Origin of the sequence: Peptostreptococcus sp., from assembly GCF_036639115.1 — a bacterium.
In the GTDB taxonomy this organism is placed as follows: Bacteria; Bacillota; Clostridia; order Peptostreptococcales; family Peptostreptococcaceae; genus Peptostreptococcus.
The window spans coordinates 1-14450 of the sequence record NZ_JAVWJH010000005.1 but is presented as its reverse complement, the minus strand read 5'-3'; the positions used below and the strand labels follow the sequence as shown (position 1 = coordinate 14450).

The 14450-nt window shown below is 33.1% G+C and carries 13 protein-coding genes; 2 read left to right on the top strand and 11 right to left on the bottom strand.

The features are described 5' to 3' along the window. Window positions 1-3: 3 nt before the first annotated feature. On the bottom strand, window positions 4-1434 hold the full coding sequence (locus RR561_RS07025) for a rhodanese-like domain-containing protein (RefSeq protein WP_332506883.1): 1431 nt from the start codon (window positions 1432-1434) through the stop codon (window positions 4-6). A gap of 295 nt (window positions 1435-1729) precedes the next feature. Here RR561_RS07025 and RR561_RS07020 point away from each other — a divergent pair, with 295 nt between their 5' ends. Next, window positions 1730-2674 (top strand): HAD family hydrolase, encoded by a 945-nt coding sequence (locus RR561_RS07020; protein WP_332506881.1) that lies wholly within the window; start codon window positions 1730-1732, stop codon window positions 2672-2674. Window positions 2675-2864: 190 nt separating this feature from the next. After that, the gene (locus tag RR561_RS07015; RefSeq protein ID WP_332506879.1) at window positions 2865-4244 is read left to right on the top strand and encodes an APC family permease; all 1380 of its coding nucleotides are present in this window, start codon (window positions 2865-2867) and stop codon (window positions 4242-4244) included. 143 nt (window positions 4245-4387) lie between these two features. On the opposite strand, the gene panC is transcribed toward RR561_RS07015, so the two are convergent. The 10 genes from panC to RR561_RS06965 form a co-directional block, all read right to left on the bottom strand. Next, window positions 4388-5242, bottom strand: a complete 855-nt coding sequence (gene panC, locus RR561_RS07010) for a pantoate--beta-alanine ligase (RefSeq protein ID WP_332506877.1) — start codon at window positions 5240-5242, stop codon at window positions 4388-4390. Window positions 5243-5244: 2 nt separating this feature from the next. Next, a complete protein-coding gene (locus RR561_RS07005) occupies window positions 5245-7017 on the bottom strand; it encodes a sensor histidine kinase (protein WP_332506875.1) in 1773 nt (590 codons plus the stop codon). A 27-nt stretch (window positions 7018-7044) separates the two neighbouring features. After that, window positions 7045-7734, bottom strand: a complete 690-nt coding sequence (locus RR561_RS07000) for a response regulator transcription factor (protein WP_332506873.1) — start codon at window positions 7732-7734, stop codon at window positions 7045-7047. A gap of 1 nt (window position 7735) precedes the next feature. Beyond that, the gene (gene phoU / locus RR561_RS06995; protein WP_332506872.1) at window positions 7736-8413 is read right to left on the bottom strand and encodes a phosphate signaling complex protein PhoU; all 678 of its coding nucleotides are present in this window, start codon (window positions 8411-8413) and stop codon (window positions 7736-7738) included. Between the two features lie 12 nt (window positions 8414-8425). Next, the gene (gene pstB, locus RR561_RS06990) at window positions 8426-9175 is read right to left on the bottom strand and encodes a phosphate ABC transporter ATP-binding protein PstB (RefSeq protein ID WP_332506870.1); all 750 of its coding nucleotides are present in this window, start codon (window positions 9173-9175) and stop codon (window positions 8426-8428) included. A gap of 124 nt (window positions 9176-9299) precedes the next feature. Then, entirely contained in the window at window positions 9300-10343 is a 1044-nt protein-coding gene (pstA, locus tag RR561_RS06985; protein WP_332506868.1) for a phosphate ABC transporter permease PstA, read from the bottom strand. Continuing rightward, entirely contained in the window at window positions 10337-11191 is an 855-nt protein-coding gene (pstC, locus tag RR561_RS06980) for a phosphate ABC transporter permease subunit PstC (RefSeq protein ID WP_332506867.1), read from the bottom strand. Before pstC ends, pstA begins: the two co-directional genes overlap by 7 nt. 40 nt (window positions 11192-11231) lie before the next feature. Then, complete coding sequence (locus RR561_RS06975) at window positions 11232-12104, bottom strand: substrate-binding domain-containing protein (RefSeq protein ID WP_332506865.1); 873 nt, start codon at window positions 12102-12104, stop codon at window positions 11232-11234. Between the two features lie 315 nt (window positions 12105-12419). Further along, the gene (panB, locus tag RR561_RS06970; RefSeq protein ID WP_332506863.1) at window positions 12420-13244 is read right to left on the bottom strand and encodes a 3-methyl-2-oxobutanoate hydroxymethyltransferase; all 825 of its coding nucleotides are present in this window, start codon (window positions 13242-13244) and stop codon (window positions 12420-12422) included. Window positions 13245-13451: 207 nt separating this feature from the next. Then, on the bottom strand, window positions 13452-14342 hold the full coding sequence (locus RR561_RS06965) for a Rossmann-like and DUF2520 domain-containing protein (RefSeq protein ID WP_332506861.1): 891 nt from the start codon (window positions 14340-14342) through the stop codon (window positions 13452-13454). Between the last annotated feature and the right edge of the window lie 108 nt (window positions 14343-14450).

The window sequence follows — 14450 nt, the reverse complement described above, 5'->3', positions numbered from 1 at the left end:
TTCCTACTTTTTAGGTATTCCTGTTTCTGATGGGTAGTTTGCATTTGACCAGTCTATCCAACCTGCTGAGTATAATGAAGTATTTTCCATTCCCATAACTCTTGAATACCAATATGTTTCAGCGGCTCTCCATCCACTACCACACATAAATGCCAAATGATTTGAAGTGTTTATATTATCTTCTTCCCATAGATTTTTGATTTCATTTTCATTTCTCATTGTTTTATTTATATTTCTATAATAGCTCATTGAGCTAGAGTTTTTCACTCCTGCATGTCCAAATACAGCTCCTGGTATTCTACCTTTTTTCTTATGGTATGAATATCCTGTAGTTTCGCCTATATATTCTCCCCAAGTTCTATTATCTACTAGTGTAAAGTCTTTTTTCTTTTCATCACTTGTCATTATATCTTTCATTTCAGCAAGTGAGTTTATTACTTCTGGTCTAGCTGGTGTTTTTTCTCCAAATTCCTTTACAGGAGTTGGCTTGTTTTCGCCCTTTTCAAGTTCGTATCCCAGAGATTTCCATTCAACAAGTCCACCATTCATCACTCTTACATCTTTTACTCCTAGATAGTAGCATATTGTTGCAAATCTTGATGCAGCCATAGGTTCTGGGCTTGTACAGATTACAGCATCATCAGCCGTAATACCAGAGTCTAGTATAAGTTTTTCTAATGTCTTATCATCTGCTAAGCTCCAAGAAGTGTTTCCATCTTTGTCTGTCTTTGGTGGTTCAAAAGAGTCTGTATTTATATGAACTGCACTTGGAACGTGTCCATCTTTGTATCCTGATTCTTTTGCATCACCCCAGCTAATATCAAAAATCTTAATGTCTTTAGCCTTTGTAAATCCTTCTGGAGTATTTCCCTTTACTATCTCATTTACAACTGTTGGAGCCACTAGTAATTGATAATTCTCATATGATTCCAATTTTTTATCACTATCGTTTATCCACTCTTTTGCATCATATGTTTTTACATTTTTGATGCCTTTTTCTATTAAGTATCCTGCAACTTTATTTGCATCCTTACCATTGATATCATATACTATTACATTTTTATCTGCTGTTAAACCTTTTTGTTCCATAGTAAGGTTTAACACCTCTTCTCTTGTTCTGCCTTCAAGATTTTCCTTTTCATCATATTCACTTGTCAGCCAATCCGCAGAAAAATCCGAGCTACCTACTAGGTGCCCGCCACGTTTTGCTCCTTCAATAGCCCAGCCATTGTAAGCATCATTTATTCTACTATCTAGAACAATGTCTTTCCCATCTTTGTTTTTCAAAGCATCTTCCACTTCTTGAGTGCTTGCTACTTTTACATCAACATTTTTACTCTCTTCAGATGCTTTCTTTTCTCCACCACATCCAGATAGCATTGTCAAAACAGCACACATACTAATTGCCATTGCTATATTCTTTTTAAGCTTCATTCATTACTTCCCCCTATAATATTTTACATTCATTATAGCATAAGAAAACCCTACTTTTTATTAATTAAATCTATGTTCTAAGTCTTGCTAATAGTTAGTTTCTATAGATAATCTGTTTTAAAAACTTTCATTTAAATTATAGTCTTTCCATCTATTTTTGAAACAAATAGATCTTAGTTTTTATAAGAATTCTTGAATCTATATTTAGAGCAAACTCTAAATTATTTTGAGTTTATTTCTACTTTCTTGACCCCTGTTATATAATAGAACTAACAATATTTTCAAAGGAGGATTTATGATTTTTGTATTTGACATAGATGATACCCTATATGATCTTGAAGATCCCTTCAAGCTAGCTTTTTTCCATATGTTTGGCCACACACCTTCTGATATCCACGATATATTTCTAGATTTTAGAAAATACAACAATGAGGTCTATGAGCAGGCTCTTCTTGGAGAGATTACCATGGAGGAAATGTGTATCTACAGAGCACAAAATGCCTTCAAGGATCACGGTATTATAATAGATGAAAAAAAGGCTCTTGAGTTTCAATTACTTTATTTGAAAGATAAAAAATATATAAAATTAAATGAATATATAGAAGCCTTATTGAAATTTTTGAAAAAAAAACAAATTCCTATGGGAATTATTTCAAATGGCCCCCACAAGGAGCAGTTTGAAAAGATCAGCTATCTTGGTGTAGAAAGATATATTCCAAGAGAGAATATATTTATTTCAGAGGATGTTGGCTTTCACAAGCCTAGCGTGGAGATTTTTGATTATGCCAGAGAGCATATTTTAGAGAATTTACTCTCTAGGGAGAATAATCAGAATAATGTTGGCAATCATAATAAGTATAAAAGTGAACAATTTGATAAAAAAATATATGAAAATTCTACGATAAATTCTATTTCAAAAAATAGCTCCGCTTTGCCAAAAGTTTCCAGAAATACATGTGAAATTCATATAAAAAACAAGTTAAATAACTCTGAAAACACTAAGCAAAATCATTTAAATACAAGTAAAATTATTAAAAATAAAAAAGTTAATTCTGATTATGACTTTTTTTATATCGGGGATTCATATTCAAATGATATCTGTGGAGCCTATAATGCAGGCTATAGAAGCATTTGGATAAATCATAGGAAATACAGTCATAGCAATATGATTTGCAAGGCAGACTATGAGCTGAGTAGCTTCGAAAAACTCTTTGACTTAATAGTTTCTCTGGTCGATTAATAGCTTATTTCTTATGTTTTTCTTTTGCATTTTTATTTTTTATATGTTAATACCACACTTTTTGTAAACTTCAAACAAACTTTACCTGTATTCATATTAAGTTCTCTCGTTATTCATAATTAATTCAACTGAATGATATAAAATGATTTTAGCATATCGTAGTAAAAATATTTTTTTAGGAGAATTAACTATGGAAAAGAAATCACAAGGACTTGAGAAAAACCTTGGATTCTTCTCAGCACTTACACTAGTTGTAGGTCTTGTTATAGGATCTGGTGTTTTCTTCAAGCCACACGCAATTTACACAATTACAGGTGGAGCACCTGGAATCGGTCTCTTAATTTGGCTTTTGGGCGGTATTTTATCAATACTAGGCGCACTTACTACGGCAGAAGTATCAGCTGCTATACCAAAGACTGGTGGTATGGTAGAGTGGATAAGAGCTGGATTTGGCGATACACTAGCATTTTTAGTTGGATGGTGTCAGACACTTGTATTTTTCCCTGCTACTATCGCGGCTTTGGCTGTAATATTTGCTCAAACAGCAATTATACTTTTAGGATGGGGACCAGAAACTGCTATACCTTTGGCAATCGCTACCATCATATTCCTTGCAATAATGAATTCAATTTCTGTAAAACTAGGAAATGCGGTACAGGTTGTAGCTGGTGTAGTAAAGTTAATACCACTTGCAATTATAGTAGTGGTAGGTCTAATACACGGACCATCAGTTGGTAATGGTGTTCAAAATCTTGGACCTTTCGTTGCACCAGATGCAAACATAGCATCTGTTCTTGCTGGAGGTATCCTTGCAACATTATTTGCCTATCAAGGATGGATTGACGGTGGAGCTATTGCAGGAGAAATGAAAAATCCTGGAAAAGATTTACCTAGAGCTTTAATTGGCGGACTCTTAGTTATTATAATTACTTATATAGCGATCAACGTAGCATATTTATTCGTTGTTCCAGCAGATGTGATGATGACATCTGAAGCACCTGCTACTGAAGTAGCAAATCTATTGTTCGGAAAAATGGGCGGTACCTTCATCACTATTGGTATCTTAGTATCAGTATTTGGATGTTGTGGAGCGAACTTATTCTCTGCTTCAAGACAGCCATATGCTCTAGCTCAGACAAATGCACTACCATTTTCAAACCTTTGGGGGTCAACTACAAAGAACGGTACTCCTGCTGCATCTACAATACTTATCACAGTGATATCTTGTATATTTGCACTATCAGGAAAATTTGACTTATTAACAAACATTGCTGTTGCAACTATATGGATATTCTATATACTTACATTTGCATCTGTTATGGTTTTAAGAAAAAAGTCACCAGACATGCACAGACCATATAAGGTTCCTTTCTACCCAGTAATACCTCTACTTGCTATGGCTGGTGGATTATTCGTTGTTGTCAATCAGATGATTACAAATCCTGATCAGGCATTTATAGGTATAGGAGTTACAGCGCTTGGTCTTCCTATCTATTGGTTTAGAAGAGGAAAAATGAACAAGGGTGGAGGAGAAACTGTACAGTTAGATCCTGCAGCAAATATTGAATAAATATAATTTATTAATAAATTGAATATAGAGCTAATTTATTATTAGCCCTATAGACGCCCAAAGAGGTGTTGTAGCCAGATAACCTGGTTTACAACACCTCTTTGAGTTTGTAAATTATTTATATGAGTTTTTCGGTATGTGCATTAATCATTTAAATCTATTACCATATTGTCTATTAGTCTTGTCTTTCCTATATATACGGCCATAGATATTAGTGTTCGTTTTTGTATTATCTTTAGTCTTTCAAATGTCTCAAAATCTAATATTTCTATGTAATCTATCTTAGCTAAGGGTTCTTCTTCTATCATCTCTATAATACTTGCCTGCACCCTTATAGCATCTTTTTCACCAGAGTCGATCATTTCCTTGGCTCTTAATATACTCTTTCTTAGAATCGTTGCTGCCTTCCTCTGAGAGCTATCTAAGTATGTGTTTCTAGAACTTTTTGCCAGACCATCATCTTCTCTCACTATAGGACAGCCTACTATATCTATATCAAAGTTCATATCTTCTACCATTCTTTTGACTATTGCAAGCTGCTGTATATCTTTTTCTCCAAAATAAGCTTTTTGAGGAGATACAATATTAAATATTTTTGTAAGTACAGTACAAACGCCCTTAAAGTGAGCTGGTCTTGTAACTCCACACATTATATCTGTCATATTCTCTCCAGGAACTACAAAAGTAGAAAAATTTTCTCGATACATATCTCCCTCTTTGGGGTGAAATATATAATCTACTTTCAACTCTTCACATATTTTAGCATCTCTTTGTAAATCTCTTGGATAGTTCTCCAAATCTTCTTCTGGAGCAAACTGTGTTGGATTTACAAATATACTCACTACTACTAGATCATTGTCCTCTTTGGCCTTTGCTATGAGGCTTTTATGCCCCTCATGAAGGTAGCCCATAGTTGGTACTAACCCCATAGTTTTTTTATCAAAATATATATCCCTTGATATACTTTTCATTTCCTCGATAGTTTTTATAATTTTCATAGTTACTTGGGTAAAACCCCTCTCCCTTCTATATTTTTAGTAAGAAAGATTTCCATAGTGGTCCCTTTACCTATTTCACTCTTTACGTCTATTCTTCCACCTAGCCTTTTGACTATATGTTTGACTATTGCAAGACCTAATCCAGTAGAGTTTGAATTATTTTTATTTCTGGCTTTATCAACCATATAAAATCGTTCAAATATTCTAGATAAATCTTCTTCTTTCATTCCAATTCCTGTATCTGACACAGATATTTTTATATCATCTTCTCTATCTTCTATCTCTAGTCTTATTCTTCCACCATCTATATTGTAGTCTATTGCATTTGTCATTAGATTATACAATATCTCTTCAATCATAGACTCAACTGACTTGATTTTCACTTCACCCCTTGGATAAAATTCTATATCAATATCCTTGTCCATAGCCATGCCTTCTACCATGCTCACTACAGAATCTGCAACCTTATTGATATCCACCTCTACCTTATCCAAATTTATATCTTCTGAGTCCTCTTCATCTAATCTTGATAGCTTAATAATATCATCTATCATTTCTAGAAGCTTTCTACCTTGAATCAAAATAGTTTTAGCAAATCCTCTTACATCATATTCATCTGCCATGCCTGCTGCTATTATTTCTGCATAGCCATTTATACTAGTTAGTGGCGTTTTTAATTCATGGGATATATTAGCTGAAAACTCTCTTCTATATTTTTCCTCTATATAATTTTGAGTATTATCTATAATAAATATTATCTTCCCACTCATACTCTCATCTGAGTCACTTAACTCTGATACAAATAAATTTAAATATTTTTCATTTTTACTCAAAAATATAGTTTTGCTCTTATTTAACTCAATCGCCTCTATAAAATCTTTTTCTCTAACTAGGGATATTATATTCATCCCAATATGGTTTATATCAGGCGAGTCCAAAAGATTTATAGCAGATCTATTTACCGCTACTATATTATCCTTTTCATCAAGCATTATTAGGCCTTCATTCATATTATCAAGTATCTCATCTGTGATCTTGATCCTAGCTTTCAAATCTTTCACATAACAAGAAATTTCTTTTCTTTGTCTGTCTATTATTTCTATCAAAGGAAGTAATTCTTCCTCTACGCCATTGACTGGTATGGCCTGTTTTCCAACTATATCTTTATTGACATTTTCCACAACAGTTTCCACACTTTCAAAACTCTTTTTGAGTATTCTAGATAGAATGACCATAGTGATTAGTGTTGATATCGTAGTAATTATTATCACTGCTAGCAAACTATTTATCATCTTTTTGTATGTAGATACCATTATGGTTGAAATTCTTATTACGCTTGAATCTGAATTCTTATATGCATAATACCTATATTCTTTGTCCAGGGTTTTAGAATATCTTTTGGATACTCCCACCTGATTTTTCATAGCGTTTTTTACTTCTTCCCTATCGCTATGATTTTCCATATCTTGGTAATTCGCAGAAGAATCATAAATTACATTTCCTCTGCTATCTATCCATGTAAATCTGTATTGGTCTTCAAATCTGTGTACATCTTCTATCTTTTCTATATTTTCATCTATTTTTGCTTTGCTTATATTTTTATTATCTGTTCCTTTGCTGTCCATCTCTTCTGATAAAGACGTAAGAATCAGATTCATATGACGATTCATATCCTCTATATTATTTTTATGTTCCGAAAATATCCAGATACACATACTTGCAAAAACAGCGATAAAAGTAATCAAACTTCCCCTAATTAGGATTTTCTTTTTCATACTGTCTCCTTATCAAAATAATATATCCTATATGTCCTCAATCTTATAACCTACATTTCGAACGGTTGACAGACTCTTTGAACTATCTTTTAACTTTTGTCTAAGAGATGCTATATGTACATCCACAGTTCTAGTTTCCCCTTCATATTCAAACCCCCAGACAGACTCTAAAAGTCTATCTCGAGTGAGTACGATCCCCTTATTTTCCATAAGAATTTTCAGTAGCTCATACTCCTTGAATGTTAGATTTACTAGTTCCCCAGATACCTTACATTCTCTAGATAGTAAATCAAGTTCTATATCTCCTACAGATAATAAATTCTTTTGTTCCGTAGAACTTTCTTGTGATAGTTTCTCACTTCTTCTAAGTGTTGCCTTTACTCTGGCAACCATTTCTAGTACCGAGAAGGGCTTTGAGATATAATCATCTGCTCCAGAATCGAGTCCCTTAATTTTGTCGTACTCACTGCCCTTGGCAGTCAACATTATCACAGGAACCTTGCTCAAGACACTGTCTTTATTTATAATTGATAGTATCTCAATTCCATCCATACCAGGGAGCATTATATCTAATAAAAATAGCTGTGGGATGGTGTCTCCGATACTTTTAAACATATCTTCACCACTTTCAAACCCCACGACTTCCATTCCTTGACCTTTTAGTGCATATGTAATTAACTCTCTAATGTTTTGATCATCTTCTACACAAAATATCAATTTAACTCCTCATCTTTTTTGGGTTCTTTAATGACTCTACATAATCACCCGTTACAGAAAACACTACCCATTCAGCAATATTTTCAGCATGATCTCCTACTCTCTCTAGGTATTTTGCGACCTGCAATAAATCAATCCATTCTTCAGCTGAAGCTGGATTTTTTGATGCTGAGGTGATAGCTTTTTTTCTAAAGCCCATGTACATTTCATCTATTATATCGTCCATTTTTTTAGCTTCTTGAGCAAGATTTATATCAGACGCTATAAAAGAATCTATTGCATCTTTAAGCATTACCTTTATGATATCAAAGAACTTGTGAAGCTCATCTAGCTCATTTGTAATTCTATTTTCACCTAGAGATATCGATATTTCTGATATATCTTGAGCGTGATCACCTATTCTTTCTAGGTCTGTAACTATTTTCAAACAAGCAGATATATTTCTCAGATCACTGGCTACTGGTTGTTGAGTAAGAATTAGATTTAAGCAATCTTTTTCTATCTCTCTCTCCATTCTGTTTACCAGTCTGTCTTTATATATTGTTCCACTTGCAAGATCCAGGTCTCTTTTTTCTAGGGCAATCAAAGAATTTTTTATTTGCTCCTCAACCAATGAACCCATCTCTACTAATTTATTGAATAACTGCTGCAATTCCTCATCGTAAGTTTTTCTAAGCATATCTTTTATCTCCTAACCGAATCTTCCTGTAATATAATTTTCCGTCTGTATATTTGATGGTGTTGTAAATAATTTATGAGTATCATCATATTCTATTATTTCACCATTTAAGAAAAATGCAGTTTTATCTGAGATTCTAAGAGCCTGCTGCATATTATGAGTGACCATAACTATAGTATAGTTGTCTTTCAAATTTGTACAAAGTTCTTCTATTTTCCCTGTAGATATTGGATCTAGCGCTGAAGTTGGCTCGTCCATCAAAAGTACTTCAGGGTTGACAGATAGTGCTCTTGCTATACAAAGTCTTTGCTGCTGACCCCCTGATAGGCTTAACGCTGACTTATTTAGCTTGTCCTTTAGATCATCCCATACTGCTGCTCTTTTTAATGTAGATTCAACAATTTCGTCTAGTTGAGACTTATTTTTTATTCCATGAGTCTTGGGACCATAGACTATATTGTCATATATGCTCATTGCAAACGGATTCGGCTGCTGAAACACCATTCCTACTCTTTTTCTAAGATTATTTACATCTACATCACTTCCATATATATCCATGCCATCTAACCTAATATCACCCTCTATCTTACAACCTCTCACTAGATCGTTCATCCTGTTTAGACTTTTCAATAGGGTTGACTTTCCGCATCCAGATGGTCCTATAAATGCTGTTATTTCTTTTTCTTCTATTTCCAAATTTACATCTTTAAGAGCATGAAAATCTCCGTAAAATAAATTCATATCTTTTATATCAAATTTCATTCTTGTTCTCCTAATCTATTACTTCTATATTATCCAAGCTATGACTATACCAACAGCAATCTTGCTTATCGTTGATTATATACTTTAAAAATCAATTTTAGCTTGAGTGATTTGTATTACTATATTATTTCATATAGTTCTTTCCTGCAATTTTTCTTCCAATAAAACCACTGATGGCATTTAAAATTAGAACCATCAACAGTATTACAACTGCTGTTGCAAATGCTTGATCTATAAATTTGCCTTCTCCAGACAACATATACATATGAACGGACAATGTTCTTCCTGAGTCAGACAGTGAAGTCGGAAGCTTTGTAGATGTACCTAATGTATAGATAAGTGCAGCTGATTCACCGATTATTCTACCTGTTGAAAGCACTATTCCTGATATTATTCCAGGAAGTGCAGCAGGAAGAACAATTCTAAACACAGTTCTCAACCTACCAGCTCCTAATGCTAGTGATCCCCATCTGTAGTCATTTCTAACATTTAGAAGTGCCTCTTCTGATGAACGGATTATTACTGGTAGCACCATAATCGACACTGTCAAAACTCCTGATACTATACTGTTTTTCAAGTCCAAATAATAGACGAAAAACAACATACCGAACAGTCCGTATACAATAGATGGTATGGCTGATAATGTATCAGTAGCAAGTCTTATTATATTGATAAATATGTTCTGTGGATCCAAGTACTCAACCATAAATATCGCTGTGAAGACTCCTATTGGAACTGATATCAATAAACCTAATACCACTATGTACAAAGTAGTAATTATTGACGGTAACATTGAAACATTGCTAGTCGTATATTTTTTTTCAAATAACTGAGGTGTCAAATGTGGCACTCCATTTATTAATATATATGCTACTATAAAAAATAATGTTCCAAATGTAATGAATGTGGCTATTTTTGTCAAAATCTTTCTATAATTTCTTATTGATTTTATTTTTTTCTTAAAACCACCGTCAAGTTCATTCTTTTTATCCTTGCTTTTATCAAGATTTGAATATTCTACAGATGGAGAATTTGCCATCATATAGTTATTTTTAGCTTTATCATTTTCCCTTGATATTGTATTTATATTTTTTGCATTATTATCTATGTCTTCTATCGCAACTGCTGTTGCCAGATTAATGTTTTTTGTAAGTTTTTTGCTTAGCAATTTGTATCCCTCCTCTTTAACATCATAAATATGGAGTTAATTACTAATATGAATACGAACAAAACTACTGCAGTCGCTATTAACGATTCTCTGTGCATTCCTTCCGCATAAGACATCTCCATCGCAATGTTAGTTGTCAATGTTCTTCCACCTTCAAATATTGACCCTGGTACTCTTGTCTGATTTCCTGCTACTCTTAACACGGCCATTGTCTCACCAATAGCTCTACCCATAGCTAGAATTACAGATGCCATAATACCATTTTTGGCTGCAGGTACTACTGTTCTAAATACACTCTCTTCATCATTTGCACCAAGAGCTATGCTTCCTTCATAATAAGACTTAGGAACTGCCCTGATACTTGCTTCTGACAATGTAATTACTGTAGGAAGAATCATTATTGCAAGAAGTATGGAAGCTGTTAAAATACTTAATCCATCTCCTTTTATATTTCTTATAAGTGGCGTTATTACATTTAGAGCAAAGAAGCCATATACTATAGAAGGTATCCCAGCCATCAACTGAACAGCTGGAGATAATACCTTGTATAATTTTTCTGGGCAAAACTTTGCCATATATACTGCTGTCAAAACTCCTATTGGTACACCTATTATCATCGCTCCAACTGTTACATATAACGAACCTAATATCATAGGAAGCAATCCATAAGATGCTGGTGTGTTACCAGGTAACCATTCTGTACCTGTTAAAAACTTTATTAATCCATATTCCTTAATAAACGGAACTCCACCTTTAAATATAAAGACTGAGATTACGACTATTGAAAGAATACTTACCAATGAAGCTATTATAAAAACATACTTCATTACTTTTTCAAAACTCTTCATTTATTCCATTCCCCTCATATAAATACTCTTTCTTACAATTTTATTTTTCTTCTAACTTAGTCCATTCTTTAATATTTCCCATGTAAACTTGTGCAAGATTTTCAACAGTTATATTTTTTAATTTATTTTCCTTATTTACTACAACTGCTATTCCATCTATTGCCATATCCTGAGTATCTAGTTTTTCTGAATCCTTAAGGTTTCTAGAACTCATTGCTAGATCGGCTGCTCCATTTTTTACATCTGCAAGACCTGCACTTGAACCATTAGATTGTATATTTATGTTTAGGTTAGGATTTTTTACTTCATATGCTTCTACCAATTTTTCCATCAAAGGAGTCACACTAGTAGAACCTGAGATTAATAAATCTCCCTTTGGCTTTTTAGATGTAAACTTTCCTTTACCACCTCTTGAAACATATCCGTTCTTTGTCACAATATCTTGCCCTTCATCGGAAAGAACAAAGTCTACAAAGTCCTGATTTTTATTGTTTAGTTTGCCTTTATATGCTAGTAAAAATGGTCTTGAAAGTTTATATTGTCCATTTTTTACGTTTTCTTCATTTGCTTCTATTCCATTAATATTTAAAGTTTTTACAGTGTCATTAAGAGAGCCTAATGATATATATCCCAATGCATCTTTATCTGAAGATACAGTAGACATTACTGTTTCTGTTGAATTTTGTATGATTGCATCCTTAGATGTTCTATCGTTTTTCTGATCTCCATTTTTCTCCAAAACTTTTGTAATATCAGAAAATGCTTCTCTTGTTCCTGAGCCATCTTCTCTAGATACTACATGTATTTGGTCTGAATTTTTGGCACTGTCACTGCCACCGCATCCTGTAAGTAATACCGATCCACTTATTGCAGCTAGACACAAAACACTTAGTATACCTCTTTTAATCTTCATATATTGCCTCCTGTTATAAATAATAATTGCTTAATAATTTTCTATTTAAAATTTATAGTTGCTTGCCATTCGCTATGGGCAATACTCAACTCTACAACTACATCTTAACAGTGAAACATTATGAAAATATTATGGGCGTGTAAAGAACTTGTAAAATTCAAAATTTGTTTTTAATAAAAATATGTTTTATTTTTATCATTTTATCTGTTTTTATTTTCATTTTTTAAAGATTTTTTCGTTTTTCATTAACTATATTAAATAAAATTTCATTTTTTTAATTTACGAAACTATTCTGTTAATAATACACAATTTGATTTATATATTTTTTATTATCTCTGGATCTATCTTGAAGCAATGCTTTTCTTCTGGGAAACTACCATCAGAAACTGCCTCTATATAGGATTTAATGCCCTCTCTCATTACATCTCCAGTATTGGCAAATTTCCTTACAAATTTAGGTGTAAAATCACTATATATTCCTAACATATCTTGATTTACTAGAACTTGTCCATCACACCCTGCTCCAGCTCCTATTCCTATCGTTGGAATATCAAGCATCTCAGTTACCTTACTAGCAAGTTCACTTGGAACACATTCAAGTACCACTGCAAATGCACCTGCCTTTTGAACAGCCAAAGCATCTTTTATAAGTTTCTTGGCAGAATCCATATTTTTACCCTGAACCTTAAACCCACCAAAGGCATTGATTGCTTGTGGAGTCAGTCCTATATGAGCACATACTGGGATTTTCGCTTCTACTATCTTTTCTATTACATCACAGACTTCTTTTCCACCTTCAAGTTTTACGCAGTTTGCCCTTCCTTCACTCATCAATCTCCCTGCATTTATTACAGCATCTCTAACTCCTGTATTGTATGACATAAATGGCATATCGCCTACTATAAGGGCATTTTTAGCTCCTTTGGCAACTGCCTTTGTATGATGTATCATATCATCCATAGTTACGCTTAACGTATCTTCGTATCCAAGCATTACCATACCTAGAGAATCACCAACAAGAATAGAATTGACTCCACATTCATCCACTATTTTAGCTGTAGAATAATCATATGCAGTAAGCATAGTCAATTTTTCACCATTTTTTTTAGCCTCTTTAAAAGTCATCACTGTATTTTTCATATCGATATTTGACGCAATTGCGCCTCCTCCTTATTTTTATATAGACTTACTTAACTAATTTTTATATCTCTTATATACCATCCTATTAATAATGTGCCTTACATAAAACACTGAATAAATAATCCCTAAAATAATTTTCTTTATTAAATCAGTACTTTACATCCTACTTCATTCCTAAAGCTTTTATAAAACTATATTTCGAAGATATTAATCCTCTTTTAGTAATTTTTGAATTCTAGAGTAATCTCTGTCTGGATGTTTATTTTCGGCTATCTCCAATACATCTAAACTCAATAATTTATAAATTTTTTCTACTCTTTTGAGACTTTCCTCATCAAAAGTATCTAGTTTTTTAACGGATAAAGATTTTATATGATTTTTAATAGTTTCTCCATCACATCTTTCTACTGGACCTGTCAAAGCTTCCTCCAAGCCAACATCAAACATTCTATTGATATTTCCAATTGTTAAAGAACTTAAAGCTTCTAGTGATTCCTCTTGAGAAAATCCATACTCAGATAAAAGTTTGACTGAGATATTTCCCATTCCAATTACCAAGTTGCTCATAAATACTGACGCTAGATGATATCTTGTCTTATCAGCAGAACTCATTATTTTGTAGGGATTTTTCTTGTATTCAAGGAATTTTTTCATAACTTCTATAGCCGAAGAGTCGCCCTCTAGGGTAAAATACGAATTACTTAAATCTTTATAAGATTTTTCCTTGCTATTGATTGCTTTTAATGGATGTATTGAACAGGCAAAGCTGCCTTTGGAAGATCTATCGAAGAAAATTTCTGATGAAAGCGAGCCACTACAGTGGCACACAATCTTATTTTGAATATTAAAGTTTGATAATTCTCTCCAGACCTCTGCTATTGCATCATCTGAAGTAGTAATTATTAAGACATTACATTTTTCTACTAATTTTTCTAAATTGTTAAATTGGGCTGAGTTTGTAAGTTTTGCAGCATAATTTGAGCTTTCTATACTACGACTATAGTAGCCACACAGCCTAGTATCGGGACAATTCTCAAAGAGATATCGTCCTAAGGATATGCCTACCTTTCCAGCGCCTATAAAACCGATGTTGTACATAGTTATCACCTCCAAACCTTATAGAGTGTAACACTAATAATTCATTATGAGATTTTTGCTTTTGCTTTTGCTTTTGCTTTTGCTTTTGCTTTTGCTTTTGCTTTTGCT